Source organism: Mesorhizobium sp. 113-3-9 (genome assembly GCF_016756515.1).
Lineage (GTDB): Bacteria > Pseudomonadota > Alphaproteobacteria > Rhizobiales > Rhizobiaceae > Mesorhizobium.
Genome location: NZ_AP023246.1, coordinates 4,904,606 through 4,917,806, shown reverse-complemented (window position 1 = coordinate 4,917,806; position 13,201 = coordinate 4,904,606). Strand labels below are relative to the sequence as shown.

General features: G+C 61.2%; 12 protein-coding genes. 6 read left to right on the top strand and 6 right to left on the bottom strand.

Going from position 1 to position 13,201, the window contains the following annotated elements:
* Positions 1 to 7: 7 nt before the first annotated feature.
* Positions 8 to 928, bottom strand: coding sequence for a hypothetical protein (locus MesoLj_RS24060; protein WP_202322810.1), 921 nt, complete (start codon positions 926 to 928; stop codon positions 8 to 10).
* 190 nt (positions 929 to 1,118) lie between these two features.
* On the opposite strand from MesoLj_RS24060, the gene MesoLj_RS24055 reads away from it, so the two are divergent.
* The 4 genes from MesoLj_RS24055 to MesoLj_RS24040 all read left to right on the top strand — a co-directional run bounded on the left by MesoLj_RS24055 (position 1,119) and on the right by MesoLj_RS24040 (position 5,676).
* Entirely contained in the window at positions 1,119 to 2,045 is a 927-nt protein-coding gene (locus MesoLj_RS24055) for a hypothetical protein (protein ID WP_202322809.1), read from the top strand.
* 284 nt (positions 2,046 to 2,329) lie between these two features.
* Positions 2,330 to 3,364: an extracellular solute-binding protein gene (locus MesoLj_RS24050; RefSeq protein WP_202322808.1), complete on the top strand. Its 1,035-nt coding sequence runs from the start codon at positions 2,330 to 2,332 to the stop codon at positions 3,362 to 3,364.
* Between the two features lie 94 nt (positions 3,365 to 3,458).
* Positions 3,459 to 4,886 (top strand): amidase, encoded by a 1,428-nt coding sequence (locus MesoLj_RS24045; protein ID WP_202322807.1) that lies wholly within the window; start codon positions 3,459 to 3,461, stop codon positions 4,884 to 4,886.
* Positions 4,887 to 4,974: 88 nt separating this feature from the next.
* Positions 4,975 to 5,676: a TetR/AcrR family transcriptional regulator gene (locus MesoLj_RS24040; RefSeq protein ID WP_172373935.1), complete on the top strand. Its 702-nt coding sequence runs from the start codon at positions 4,975 to 4,977 to the stop codon at positions 5,674 to 5,676.
* A 6-nt stretch (positions 5,677 to 5,682) separates the two neighbouring features.
* On the opposite strand, the gene MesoLj_RS24035 is transcribed toward MesoLj_RS24040, so the two are convergent.
* From MesoLj_RS24035 to MesoLj_RS24015, 5 genes are read right to left on the bottom strand one after another with little or no spacing between them, the layout of a single operon-like run.
* Positions 5,683 to 6,444 carry an MBL fold metallo-hydrolase gene (locus MesoLj_RS24035; RefSeq protein WP_202322806.1) on the bottom strand — a complete coding sequence of 254 codons (762 nt, stop codon included), beginning with the start codon at positions 6,442 to 6,444 and terminating at the stop codon, positions 5,683 to 5,685.
* Between the two features lies 1 nt (position 6,445).
* A complete protein-coding gene (locus tag MesoLj_RS24030) occupies positions 6,446 to 7,510 on the bottom strand; it encodes an ABC transporter ATP-binding protein (RefSeq protein ID WP_202322805.1) in 1,065 nt (354 codons plus the stop codon).
* Entirely contained in the window at positions 7,507 to 8,289 is a 783-nt protein-coding gene (locus MesoLj_RS24025; RefSeq protein ID WP_202322804.1) for an ABC transporter permease, read from the bottom strand. Before MesoLj_RS24025 ends, MesoLj_RS24030 begins: the two co-directional genes overlap by 4 nt.
* Before the next feature lie 2 nt (positions 8,290 to 8,291).
* Positions 8,292 to 9,158, bottom strand: a complete 867-nt coding sequence (locus tag MesoLj_RS24020) for an ABC transporter permease (RefSeq protein ID WP_202322803.1) — start codon at positions 9,156 to 9,158, stop codon at positions 8,292 to 8,294.
* 13 nt (positions 9,159 to 9,171) lie between these two features.
* Positions 9,172 to 10,263, bottom strand: coding sequence for a polyamine ABC transporter substrate-binding protein (locus MesoLj_RS24015; RefSeq protein ID WP_202322802.1), 1,092 nt, complete (start codon positions 10,261 to 10,263; stop codon positions 9,172 to 9,174).
* Positions 10,264 to 10,354: 91 nt separating this feature from the next.
* Here MesoLj_RS24015 and MesoLj_RS24010 point away from each other — a divergent pair, with 91 nt between their 5' ends.
* Together MesoLj_RS24010 and MesoLj_RS24005 are read left to right on the top strand one after the other, a co-directional pair.
* Entirely contained in the window at positions 10,355 to 10,969 is a 615-nt protein-coding gene (locus tag MesoLj_RS24010; RefSeq protein WP_140767699.1) for a TetR/AcrR family transcriptional regulator, read from the top strand.
* A 615-nt stretch (positions 10,970 to 11,584) separates the two neighbouring features.
* The gene (locus MesoLj_RS24005; protein WP_140767698.1) at positions 11,585 to 12,940 is read left to right on the top strand and encodes a sensor histidine kinase; all 1,356 of its coding nucleotides are present in this window, start codon (positions 11,585 to 11,587) and stop codon (positions 12,938 to 12,940) included.
* Positions 12,941 to 13,201 lie beyond the last annotated feature (261 nt).

Sequence of the window (13,201 nt, the reverse complement as noted above, 5' to 3'; positions counted from 1 at the left end):
CTTATGGTTAGAGTTTGATCTGAGACAGTTCGACCGGCTTGGAATACTGCCTGCGCAGCAGGTGCCAAAGTCGCCTTTTCCACTTGTGCACCTGACGAAAGGCACTTCGGCCCAGAACATAGTCAGCCACCATGCGCAAGCCGATAATCGGCCGCGATCGCCAACGCCTGCCTTTGAGGTCAACGGCCTCGTAAGACAGGGGAAAGAACTCGCCAAATCCATATCGCAACCCCAGTTGGCGGAGTTCCGACTCCGCCGTGTGGCCGGACCCGAGCATCGTGGTAGCCAGGTGAACTCCCACTGGCCGCGTGTGGCGGACAGGTAGGGCGTCGAATACGGCTGATCTTCCAAGGTTTCGTACGGCAAGCCGCGTCCACAAGGAGTCGAGACCGAAACCGCCCATGGAGTGTTCGAAAAGCGGTAGCATCTTGGCCACGATGTCGGTCCTTATGCAGGGAGCCATGACCTCGATCTTGTCGACCAGGCGAAATTCGAAACTCTTGCAGCGAAGAAACGGCAGGTGGGTGTAGTAGCTATCCAGCGTCAGTGCCGGCTGGCCGACGTGCAGGTCGAACCGGCGCATACTGACGAACAAAGCTTCGATGGTCGCCCGGTCGGCCTCGATATCGTCGTCCGGGAACCAGATATATCGGTAGTGATCTAGCAGTTCGGGCCGCTCTGAGAACAGAGCGTGTATGCCGTCCCATTTTCCGCCCTTGTAATCGACACGGTTTTCACAGGGCAGACGGAAAGCTGACGGCTCGCTGCCGTAGTAGCTGACGATCAAATCGAATTCACATCGGGGATCGTCCGCCCCCCATCCGCGATGGAGAGAGTTGTCATCGGCCCTGACGACGACGAGATTGCGGCAGGCAGCGTTCGTCATGGCCCCACTGTCGGCATTTGTGCCTTGGTCCAATACTGTCATGGCGAGCCCCTACACCAAAGCCGGATGAATGCGAAGGGCTGCGGGCTGTGAGGGAATTGGCCTCCGGCAGCGGAACGCGCCGTGATCTTGCCACTCGGCGGGAATCTGGATTCGTCAAACGATAGGTTCTAGGCTCACCATCGGCTGTAAAGCTGATCAGAACACGCGACCATTGCGGGACCGGACCACTATGAAGCTGATTGTTGTGACCCCGGCAGGCCGCGAGAAATATCTGCGCCTGCTCAGCCACCATGTTCTGAAAAGTCCTGAGGTGCACGAATGGCATCTGTGGGACAATTGCCGCAACGAAGCCGACCGGGCCTATCTCCAGCGATTGGCTGCCAGCGATCCGCGCTGCAAGATAAAGACGCTTCCGAGCGCCGACGGCAGCATCGATGTCATCGGCAGGTTCTTTCGCTTCTGTGACGACGCCGACGCTCTCTATCTGCGCCTCGACGATGATGTGGTTTTTCTGGAGGAGGGCTTCCTTCCCAGATTCAAGGCGCGGGCCTTGGCGGAAAAGGGAGCGGCCCTCTGGTATGCGCCGCTCATCATCAACAACGCGGTCTGCAACAGCTTGATCAAGAATCTTTCCAGGGTTCTGATCGAAGGACCGCTCACCTGCCAGGCGATGTGTCCCTATTCCTGGGCTCATGCAAGCTTTCCAGAGGCGCTTCATCCGGTCTTCATCGAGGCTGTCCGGACGAACCGGTTGGGTGATTTCCGTGTGCCCGACCGGGAAGTCAGGCTGGGGCGCTTCTCGATCAACGCGATCGGGTTTTTCGGGTCGGATATACTGGAGATTGGCGAGCTTTTCTTCCCGCCGGGAAATGACGAGGAGGAATGGCTGTCAGTGACCTTGCCAACGAAGCTCGATCGGCCGGGAAAGGTTTTCGGCGATCTGGTCGCCGCGCATTTCAGCTTCTTCACCCAGGAGCAGCGTCTGCTGCAGACCAGCATCCTTGACGACTATTATGCGCTCGCCGGCCTGTCGGCTCCGCTTTATGAGAAGCCGGTTGTCCAAACGAGATTGAAGGACCGTCTGAGGCCGTGGCGCAAGCCAAGGAACCGCGGTCCGGACTATCGGATTTCACTTCCCGCCAGCAGGGATGGCTGAAGTCCCGCTGCCTTCGTCCGCTCCTCACTGTGTAGACCCTGCCGGGTGACCGGCAGCGGCGCGGCCATGCTGATGAAAAGATATTGACTGTATAGTTAGTTATAATCTAGCTTTGAACAAACGACCAAGTTGGCCAGCTGGTATCCGCAGTGAATGGCCGCGAAGAGGGGAATTTTGACAGCCAGTCGGCTCGCCATGGGCCGAAAGGCATCGCCAGGCTTGTTCATCAGCAGGAGACGGACCGAGGCGGCAACGCGGCCGGTCCCAACAATGGGAGCACTAGCATGAACTGGAAACTGACCGCGGCGGCCCTGGGGCTGTCGCTGCTTGCCGTGACAGGCGTGGCCCGCGCCGATGGCGAACTCAACATCTACAACTGGGGCAACTACACCAGCCCGGACCTCATCAAGAAGTTCGAGGAGACCTACAAGATCAAGGTCACCGTAACGGACTACGATTCCAACGACACCGCATTGGCCAAGGTCCGCCAGGGTGCATCCGGCTATGACATCGTGGTGCCGTCAGCCAGTGTCGTGCCGATCTGGATCAGCGAAGGTCTGCTCCTGGAAACCGATCCCAACAAGATGGAGAACTTCAAGAATGTCGATCCGCGATGGGTCGATGTTCCCTTCGATCCGGGCCGCAAATACACAGTCCCATGGCAGTGGGGCACGACAGGCATTTCGGTGAACAAGTCGGTCTATGCCGGCGACCCGAACACGTCAGCGATCTTCCTCGATCCGCCGCCTGAGCTCGTCGGCAAGATCAATGTCGTGCCCGAAATGGGTGACATCATGTTTCTCGCCATCGCCTATGAGGGCGGCAAATACTGCACCGACGACATGCAGGTGCTGAAGAAGGTGCATGACAAGCTGGTCGAGGCAAAGGCGAAGTGGCTTTCGCTGGACTATGCGGCTGTCGACGGCCTGGGCAGGGGCGACATTGCAGCCGGCGTCAACTGGAACGGCATATCGCTGCGCGAGCGGCTCGAGAACGCCAAGATCGTCTACGGCTATCCCAAGGAAGGTTTCCCGATCTGGATGGACAATGTTGCCGTCCTCAAGGACGCCAGGAATGTCGAGAACGCCAAGCTCTTCCAGAACTTCATCATGGACCCGAAGAATGCCGCCATGATTTCGGCTTTCGCCCGCTATGCCAACGGCATCAAAGGCTCCAAGGCTTTCATGCCGGACGACATGAAGACGGCGCCTGAAGTGGCGGTTCCGGCTGAATTCGCCGCCAAGGGCCAGTTCATGCCGGCCTGTCCACCGGATGTGCAGGCGCTGTACACGAAGATCTGGACCGACCTCCAGAAATAGCGCCGCCAACACCAACGAACAGCCACCGGGCCGCGACACGCGGTCCGGCAACCCTTCATGCCAAGTGCGATCTCACGATCGCGGGAGACTTCCGATGTCCGATCTCGACCTTTGCTACATGCCGGCCAATGAGGCGCTGCGGCTGTTCAAGGCGAAGAAACTGTCGCCCGTCGAATTGATGCGGGCCACCATCAGTCGTGCCGAAGCCACCAGATCGGCGATCAACTGCCACACCTTCACGCATTTCGAGGAAGCGATGGGATTGGCCGCCAAGGCCGAGGCGAAATATGCAAAGGGCGCCAGGACCGGCGCGCTCGAAGGACTGCCGATCGGTATCAAGGACGAGAGCTACATCAAGGGCAAGCCGACCTCGCACGGCTCGCTGCTGTCGAAGGACGCCATTGGTGGCCATACCTCGACCATGAACGAACGCATCATGAAGGCTGGCGGCATCGTCCATGCCCGCACGGCGACACCGGAATTCAGCTGCGCCGGCTATACCTGGTCGAAGCGGTGGGGTGTCACCCGCAACCCATGGAATCGCGATTTCACGCCAGGCGGCTCGTCGGGCGGTTCGGCGGCAACGCTCGCTTCCGGCACATCGTCGATCGCCACCGGCTCTGACATCGCCGGGTCCATCCGCATTCCCGCCTCGGCCTGCGGTCTTGTCGGCTTCAAACCGCCTTACGGCCGCAATCCGGACGAGCCCCCCTTCAACCTCGATTTCTATTGCCACACCGGACCGCTGGCGCGAAACGTCAGGGATGCGATCCTGCTGCAGAATGTCATGGCCGGGCCGAGCCCGCTCGACATCGCCACGCTGCGTCCCAAACTGCGCCTGCCGCTCGACTACAAGCCGATCAAGGGCTGGAAGATCGCCTTGTCGATGGATCTCGGTTCCTTTGAAGTCCATCCCGACGTGCGGAAGAACACGCTTGCCGCCTGCGATGTGTTCCGCTCGCTGGGTGCCACGGTCGAGGAGGTCGACCTCGGCTGGGGCGATGAAGTGCTCAAGGCCGGCATCGCTTATCTCGAGCACCTGTTCGGCGCCTCCCTGTCGCAACTGCTCAAGAAGCACGGCAAGGACATGACCAGCTATGCCAGGCAGTTTGCAGAGGACGGGCAGAAATCCAAGGCCACGGAATTTGTCGCGACCCTCGATGTGGCGGCACGGATGTACCAGACGCTTGGCCCGTTGCTCGAGACCTATGACGTGCTGATCTGCCCGACGAACGCGCTTCCCGCGGTGCCGGCGGAGTTCGACCAGACCAGGGACAAGGTCGAGATCAACGGCAAAGAGGTGAACCCATCGCTGGGCTGGGTAATGACGACGCCGTTCAACATGCTGAGCCGCTGCCCGGTTCTGACCATACCGTCGGGCCGCGCCGCCAATGGCGTGCCGACTGGCATGCAGATCGTCGGCCGCACCTATAGCGATGCCGATGTCTTCCGGGCAGGGTTGGCCTATGAAACGGCTCAGGGCCAATGGTATGGAAACGCGCAGACACGTCCGGCGCTTTGAGCGACTTCCGGGATGAGTCGGCGTACCATATGCCGTAGTAACTTATGCGGCGGATAGTTCCGCCGCGGGTCCGAAAGGCCTGACGAAAATGGCGCAACGCAAGCCAACCGCAAAGCCGGAGAAACGCAAGGCTGTGGCGACGAAAGGCGCGGCAAACGATGCCGCGCCTCCCAGGGACCGTCGGCGCGAGCGTGGCGAAGCGAGCGTGCAGCGCATCATTGACGCCACCATAGAGCTCATCGCGGAGGAGGGCCTGGCGAGCGTCACCATGCAGCGCATTGCCGAACATGTCGGCTCGTCCAACGCGCTGGTCGTCTTTCATTTCCGCAGCAAGGAGAATCTGTTCCGGGCGGTGCTGCAATATCTCAGCGATCAGTATGACGCGCTCTGGGTCACGCTGGTGCGGGCACCCGGCCTGTCGCCGGTTGAACGGTTATTGGGCGCGGTCGATTGCGCGCAACGCTTCGCCCGGCAGCATCCGAAATGGGTGTCGGTCTTTGTCGTGTTCTCCAGCGACCGCAAGAGCATGCAGATTTACAATGAAATCGGGCTGCCGAGCGACCTGGCCTATACCGCCGAAGCACGCGAGCTGCTGGTCGAGATTTCACGCAGCGGCGGCTATGCCGGCGTCGACATACAAACCTTGTCGGAGAGCCTGAATTATCTGGTTCACGGCGCGTGGTATTGGGATCATCTGAACCCTTCCAGCCGTGACACCGATGTGCTGCGCAAGACCATGCTGCTCCTGCTGCATCAGGCATTTCCACGGCATTTCGAATTGATGCGTTGATCCGATCTAAGGGGTGCGCCGCAGATGGCAGCCGGCCTGCCGCTTCCGCGCAAGGTATTCGTCTACAAGCTGGCGGTAGCGCACCTTGCCGAAGCTCGGAAAATGGCCGCCATGCACGACCGAGACATCAAGGTCGCGCATGGCGAGCAGGGTCGCCGCATAGTCCGGGACATCCGAGTGGTAGGCGTCGTCGATCAGCGGGCCATCATAGATGATGTCGCCGGACAGCAGGATGCCGGTCTTTCGCTCGTAGAGTGCTATGCCGCCGGGTGAATGACCGGGCGTGTGGATCACCTCGAAGGCGCGGTCGCCGAGATCGACGACGTCGCCATGTTCGAGCAAGCGGTCGGCCGGGGCGGGCAGGATCCGGTAGCGGGACGACTCCCAACCCCGCGGCAATCGATCGAACATATCGTCGGTCGCATAGCGGTCGGCCACTGTCCATTCATTGCGCGGATCGGCGAGGATTTCCGCCTCCGCGCGGTGCACGCAGCGGTCGGGAAATTCGTGATGGCAGCCGATATGGTCGAAATGCGTGTGGCTGGCGACGCAGGTCAGCTTGCGCTCGCTCACCAGAGGCACATGCGTGCGCAGGCTGAAATGGCCAAGACCGGTGTCGAACAGAAGATCGCGGTCGCGGCCGCGCACATGCCAGATGTTGCAGCGGAAGAACGGCTTGATCCATGGCTCGTGGATCAGCGTGACGCCGTCGGCCATGCGGATGGTCTCGTACCAATCAGCGGCGTCGATGGCCGGAAGAGTTCCCATTTCAGTCCGCCAAAACGATGATCTGGTCGGTATCGCACGAAACGGCAACCGTGTCGCCGGGCTGGACGGTGGCTGACGCTTGCAGCTTGGCGATGAACTGCAGCGAGGGATCTTCGGCGGAAATGGCAAGCACGCGCTTGAAACTGCCCTGGAAGACCACGTCGCTCACTTTTGCCATGCCGAGACCCGCGGTGCCCGTGGCTCCGCCGAGAATGAGATGCTCCGGCCGCATGGCCAGCGCAATGGCCGAACCCGCAGGCAAAGTGCCGGCCACCAAAACCGGTCCAACCGGCGTCGCGACGGTGATCGTCCTGTCCTTGGCCTCCGTCACCTTGCCGGCAAGGATCGTGCTTTCACCCATGAAGGTGGCCGAAAAACGTGTCGCCGGCCTGTGATAGACGCGCTCGGGCGGGCCTTCGTCCTCGATGCGGCCATCATTCATCACCACGCAATGGTCGGCCAGCGCCATTGCCTCTTCCTGGTCGTGGGTGACATGGATGAAGGCGGTGCCGACGCGCTTCTGGATCGCCTTCAACTCGTCCTGCATCTGCCGGCGCAGTTTGAGGTCGAGCGCGCCGAGCGGCTCGTCGAGCAGCAGCACCGCCGGCTCGATCACCAGCGCCCGCGCCAGCGCCACGCGTTGCCGCTGCCCGCCGGAGAGCTGGTGCGGTTTCTTTTCGAAGGCGGAGCCCAGCCCGACCAGCGCCAGCGCTTCGCGCGCCCGGGCGGCCCGCGTCGTTCCGTCGACGCCTTGCATGCGCAGTCCAAACCCGACATTGCCGCCGACGCTCATGTGCGGAAACAGTGCATAGTCCTGGAACACGGTCGTCGTCGGGCGCTTGGCCGGCGGCGTCGCGGTGCAGTCCTCGCCGCGGATGAACACCTTGCCTTCGCTGGGCGTGACGAAGCCGCCCAGGATAGAAAGCAGCGTCGTCTTGCCGGAGCCCGACGGCCCGAGCAGGATCGTGTAGCTGCCGGGCTCGATCCGCAGCGAGATGTCTTTCAGTACGGCCAGCTGCCCGAAACGGTGCGAGACGTTGCGAATGTCGACCAAGGGCGCGCTCATGCCGGCTTTCTCCGCAACAGGGTCAGTTCGAACAGCACCACCAGCACGATGGAAACGGCGAAGACCAGCGAACCGACGGCGTTGGTTTTCGGGTTGAGGCCGGAGCGCAGCAGGTTCCAGATTTCCACCGGCAGCGTGGTGTCGAAGCGCGTCAGCAGGAAGGAGATCACGAACTCATCCCAGGAGAAGGTCATCGACAGGAAGAAGCCGGCGAAGATGGCCGGCGCCATCACCGGCACGGTGATGAGGAGCAGCACCTTCCATTCCGGCGCGCCGAGGTCGCGCGCGGCGCGCTCGATGTTGATCTGGTGGTCGCCCATCTGGCTGTAGATGATGGCGAAGCACAGCGGCAGGTTGATCACGACATGGCCGATGCCGGCGGCAAGCAACGATTTCGGCACGCCGGCCCAGTTGAACAGCACCAGGAGCCCCATGCCGATGATGAGGTAGCTGACCGTCAGCGGCAGCGTGATCAGGCCGCGCAGCAGGCCCGAGCCCGGCAGCATGAAGCGGGCGAAACCCCAGGCCGAGAGGAAGCCAAGCGTGACGGCGGTGGCCGAGGAAAGCACCGCAACCATCAGCGAATTGACCAGCGCCGAAGTCAGCCGCGCGTCGGAGAGCACCGCGTCGTACCAGCGTAGCGATGGGCCGGTGAAGGGGGGAATGGGGAAGGAGGTCGACTGGAGCGAGAACAGCACCAGCACGACAACCGGCAGGAAGATGAAGCCGTAGACGGCAAGCGCGTAGACCCAGGAAGCAACGCGGACGATCTGGCGCATGGTCACGCCCGCTCGATCTTCAGCCAGCGCGCGCAGGCAAGATAGGCGATGGTCACCACCGCCATCAGGATGATCGACAGCGCCGAGGCCAGCGGAAAATCGCCGCGCCGGCCGATCTGCATCATCACCAGTTGCGGCATCAGAAGCTCGTTGTTGCCGCCGAGGATCTGCGGCGTGATGTAGTCGCCGATGCACAGCACGAAGGTGAGGAAGGCGCCGACCATGATGCCGGGCAGGGTCAGCGGCAGAATGACATGCAGGAAGGTTCGCACCGGCCCGGCGCCGAGATCGGCGGCCGCCTTGCGGTAACTCGGGCTGAGCTGCTTGAGGTTGGCGAAGATGGTCAGCGTCAACAGCATGACGAAGAAATGCACGAAGCCGGTGACGGTGGCCAGGCGTGTATTGGCCAGCTGCAGCGGCTCGGAGATAAGGCCTGAACCGGTCAGCACGCGGTTGATGACACCGTTCTGCGCCAGCACCAGCAGCCAGGAATAGGAGCGTACGACATAGGACGTCCAGAACGGCAGCACGGCCAGCATCAGCGCCAGCCGCTGCCAGCGTTCCGGCACCTGTTCGGCGAGGATCCAGGCAAAGGGATAGGCAAGCAGCACCGAGACCACGGTGACGATCGCCGTCACCTGCAGCGTGTTGACCATCGCCTGCCAGTAGGACGGGTTGGTGAAGAACTGGCTGTAGTTGGAAAGCGTGAAGCCGCCGCCCTCATGCGCCGTGAGGCTCGAAAACCCCATGGCGATGAACGGCAGCACGAAGAACAGCAGCGTCCAGCCAAGCGCCGGCGTGACCAGCGCCCAAGGCAAGGCGCGGCCCGCCCGCGGCAGGGCACGTCCGCTGTTTGCCGAAGCGCTCATCAGCGGCAGGCGCTCACTTCGCCTGCAGCATTTCAGTCCACATGTCCTGCATCTTCTTGTCGAGATCGGCATTGGGCGCCGGATAGGCTTGCGCGCGGGCGAGGAAGCCCGGCTGCTCGTCGAAACGCAGGATCTTCTTCTGCTCGTCGGTCAGCGCTGCCTTGGTGTTCGACGGCATGCCCCAATAGCAGGAGGAAGTGGCAAGCCGCGCCTGGCCTTCCGGGCTCAATATGTACTGGATGAACTTCAGCACCATGTCCTTGTTCTTGGAATCCTTGAACATGGCCAGCGATTGCGACCACAGCACCGCGCCCTCTTTCGGGATCGAAAAATCCAGCGCCGGGTTTTCCTTCGCCAGCCCCGCCGTCACCCATTCGCCGCCGCCGACCAGAATATCGACTTCGCCGGTGGCGAGTGCCGTCTGGCTGGCGGTCACTTCACCGACCAGCTTGGCGTTGGCCTTCATCTTGAGAAGCTCTTCCTTGAGGGCGGGCAGGTCGGCTTCGGTCAGATCCGCCGTCTTCTTGCCGATGGCGAGCGCCGCCATGCCGATTACGGGCAGGTAATAATCGTAGATGGCGACCTTGCCCTTGTATTTGTCTGATGTCAGCGACGCCAGGGACTGCATGTCGGCCGGATCGACCTTGGTCTTGTTGAAGCCGATCGTGTTGTAGCCGAACTTTTCGGTGATGCCGTAACGCTTGCCGCCCACCACAGTGGAGCCGTCCATCTTCACCTGTGGGAAGAGGTCGGCGAAGGGCAATTTGTCTTCCGGCAACGGCTCGAACAGGCCCTTTTCGACGCCGCGCGGCACGTCGATCGAGTCGATCACCATCACGTCCCAGTCGCCTGGCTGCGACTGCTCGACGATGGCCAGACCGGCGCCGGTGCCCTCGAATTCCTTGACGTTGACCTTGACGTTGTTGGCTTCCTCGAAGGGCTGCAGCAGCGCCGGATCGGAATGATCGCACCAGATCAGCGCGTTGAGATCGGCGGCCTCGGCGAGGCTGCCGGCGGCAAGCACCAGTGCCGTGGCGGCACATGCCGCGTGCAGGTGGCGCTTCAGAACGGACAGCGGATTCCCGGATGTGGATTTGATGGACATCGAGTGTTCTCCCTTGCCTTTGTGGCTTCTTGCAAAAAATTGAACCAATTCTAAAATTGAGTCAATTCTGTTTTTGTGGCAAGAGGCCGATATGAGCGGATTGCGGGCAAGGCAAAAAGCGGACCGGCACAGGCGCATCATCGAGGCGGCGGCGGCACTTTTTCGCGAGGCCGGCTATGAGGGCGCCAAGATCGAGGCGATCGCCGCCCAGGCTGAGGTCTCGGTCGGCACGATCTACAATTACTATGAGAACAAGGGCGACATCCTCGGCGCCATCGTGTCGCTGGAGGTCAACGAGGTGCTCAATGCCGGGCGCGGCGTCGTCGCCCGGCCGCCGGCCAATGTCGGTGATGCGCTGGACACGCTGGTCGGCATCTATATCGAGCACTCGCTGCACTATCTCAGCAAGGAGATGTGGCGGCAGGCGATGGCGATCTCGACGCAATTGCCCGACAGCCCGTTCGGCCAGGCCTACACCGCGCTCGACCGCTCGCTCACCGAGCAGATCCGAGCGCTGATCTCCCGGCTGCAGGAGCTAGGCCTGGTGCGCCGGGACATAGACGGGGCAGCCCTCGGCGAACTGATCTTCAACAACATGAACATGATGTTCATAGAGTTCGTGAAGCGTGACGAGGCGAGGATACCGGAACTGCGCGCCGCGATACGCCGGCAGAACCGGATATTGGTGGCGGCGATTGGGGTGTGATGGGATTACGGCCGGAGCGGCTGAGCGGTTGACAGGTGTCTTTGGCGCAGCCTGTGCGAAAACCACTCGAGAGAGGTGCCTAAGTTCGGTGCCCAGCTAGCGCATGTGGCATGTGAATAGCTTGTAGAAGGGGCAATGCGCAGCTTTTTCGGCGTTCTCTTGGCATCCGGCCGTCGCCTCTCCGCCAGACGGGGCCGCAAAAGTAACTCTATCCATCGTCGGCTGGGAAACGTCCCTGCTGCAATCCGCCGACCACGCTCCAACGCGGCCGAATTGGCCTTCACCCCCTAACGGTCACCCGTTCAGATGGCAAAACGGCATCCCGACACGACTACGACAACATGCATCTTGTCTTTCAGAAGGTTGGATCAAGGATCGAAGTGGTTCGGATTCAGTTCGAAGGCCTGCCGGAAATCCAGCGCTCCGCTTTTTTTCGAGAAATGCCCGAACTAGGGCATTGGGCGGTTAGCGGCGCTGCCGTGTCGTTCCCACCAGTTCGTAGGGCCGGAAGATGTCGGCGCAAAATCAACGCCCAGCAGCAAGTTTTGCATGTGCGGCTTATTAGCTCTCACTACATGATGGCGCGGCCACTCAAAATCGGGCAGGAATGCCCAAATGCCAGTTTCCAGCCGCAAAATTGTCCGACTCACATCCGCGTCCCTGCTCATAGGGTTTGCGGCGCTTATGGCCATCGTCGCCACCAACTTCTGGCTGGGGCAGAGAGCTCAATCCTATTTCGACAATGCGATTGAGGCGCGCGACACGCGTATCGCGGCCGTCGAGTTGAGAAATGCAATGCAGACGGCGGAGGCGAGTGAGCGCGGCTTCGTCATCACCGGGAACGAGATCTATCTGGGGCCTTACCAGACCGCCAAGGCGCAAGCGCAGCGTCATCTGCAGACTTTGCAAACCTCGCTGACATCCTACCCCAATTCGCAATCCACGCTGCAACGGCTATCCGCGATCATAACCACCAAGTTTAATGAGCTCGACCAAACGATAGCTCTCAAGCGTGATCAGCGCGACGCCGAGATACTGGCGATATTCCGCACCAACAGAGGCAAGGCTCTGACCGACGAAGCCAACGTGTTCTTTTCGGGGATCATTGGACGAGCCGATGACCGGCTGACGTCAGGGGTCGCCGAACAGCGTGCCAACAGCGCATGGCTGCGGCTCGTTTCGGCAATCGGCGGGTTCGTCATCGTCGCGGTGGTTGGCGGAGCAGCCTATGGTGCCGCTCGGTACACCAGAGAACTTCGCGACACGCGCGACGAGGTCAATGCGCTCAACAGCGAGCTAGAGCAACGGGTCGCCACCCGTACCGAGGACCTGGCCAAGGCGCGCGATCGGGCCGAAGTGCTCTTGTCGGAGGTCAATCACCGCGTGGCCAATAGCCTGGCTCTGGTCTCGTCGCTGGTGAACTTGCAATCGAAGGCCGTCGGAGACCGCGCTTCGAAGGATGCGCTCGCCGAAACCCAGGATCGCATCTTTGCGATTTCGCTCGTTCACAAGCGGCTCTACGGCTCATCCGACGTCCGCTCGGTTGATTTGGACGAATATCTCATCGGGCTGCTCGATCACCTACGAACCTCGCTGCGCAGCCAAGTCCATGGTGTGGGCCTGTCTTACAACATCGACCAGATCAAGCTCGAAACCGACATCAGCATCAACCTTGGCGTGGTGATCACCGAACTGGTCACCAATGCCTTCAAATACGCTTATCCGGATGGTGTCGGAGAAGTCCGCGTCCGGCTCAGCAAGCTGCCAGGCGAGCAAGCGGAATTGGTGGTTGAAGATGATGGGGTCGGAAAGGTTGAAGGTACGCCCGCCAAAGGGACCGGTGTTGGCAGCAGGATCATCCATGCCATGTGCATCAGCCTGGGTGCCAAGATCGAGTATCGAACGCTTCAGCCAGGAACAGCCGCTCATTTGCAGTTTTCGACGAAACCACGGCGCTCTACCGCCGCATAGTAGACCGCGCCGTCGCGAGGTGGAAAAATTGACTGCAGCAGCACCGCGCGTGTGATGTAATAATCATGGCGCCAGCAATTGACGCCGACGGGGGCAGACGTGTTTGATCATAAGAAGATTGCCTGCCGATGGCCAACCGGGTCAGCGATAGCTCTGCTTCTAATTGCCACGATGAGCGGGACTTTCGCGAGTGCCGGGGAAGGCGGCCCGGGCATTACGCAGCGGACAGTATTCCCCGCCTTCGATCCAAACGCGCCCTCA

What these genes read in the sequence shown, in the direction of transcription:
- MesoLj_RS24060 (WP_202322810.1), bottom strand. Translation starts at nt 928, where the DNA reads ATGACAGTATTGGACCAAGGCACAAATGCCGACAGTGGGGCCATGACG.
- MesoLj_RS24055 (WP_202322809.1), top strand. Translation starts at nt 1,119, where the DNA reads ATGAAGCTGATTGTTGTGACCCCGGCAGGCCGCGAGAAATATCTGCGC.
- MesoLj_RS24050 (WP_202322808.1), top strand. Translation starts at nt 2,330, where the DNA reads ATGAACTGGAAACTGACCGCGGCGGCCCTGGGGCTGTCGCTGCTTGCC.
- MesoLj_RS24045 (WP_202322807.1), top strand. Translation starts at nt 3,459, where the DNA reads ATGTCCGATCTCGACCTTTGCTACATGCCGGCCAATGAGGCGCTGCGG.
- MesoLj_RS24040 (WP_172373935.1), top strand. Translation starts at nt 4,975, where the DNA reads ATGGCGCAACGCAAGCCAACCGCAAAGCCGGAGAAACGCAAGGCTGTG.
- MesoLj_RS24035 (WP_202322806.1), bottom strand. Translation starts at nt 6,444, where the DNA reads ATGGGAACTCTTCCGGCCATCGACGCCGCTGATTGGTACGAGACCATC.
- MesoLj_RS24030 (WP_202322805.1), bottom strand. Translation starts at nt 7,510, where the DNA reads ATGAGCGCGCCCTTGGTCGACATTCGCAACGTCTCGCACCGTTTCGGG.
- MesoLj_RS24025 (WP_202322804.1), bottom strand. Translation starts at nt 8,289, where the DNA reads ATGCGCCAGATCGTCCGCGTTGCTTCCTGGGTCTACGCGCTTGCCGTC.
- MesoLj_RS24020 (WP_202322803.1), bottom strand. Translation starts at nt 9,158, where the DNA reads ATGAGCGCTTCGGCAAACAGCGGACGTGCCCTGCCGCGGGCGGGCCGC.
- MesoLj_RS24015 (WP_202322802.1), bottom strand. Translation starts at nt 10,263, where the DNA reads ATGTCCATCAAATCCACATCCGGGAATCCGCTGTCCGTTCTGAAGCGC.
- MesoLj_RS24010 (WP_140767699.1), top strand. Translation starts at nt 10,355, where the DNA reads ATGAGCGGATTGCGGGCAAGGCAAAAAGCGGACCGGCACAGGCGCATC.
- MesoLj_RS24005 (WP_140767698.1), top strand. Translation starts at nt 11,585, where the DNA reads ATGCCAGTTTCCAGCCGCAAAATTGTCCGACTCACATCCGCGTCCCTG.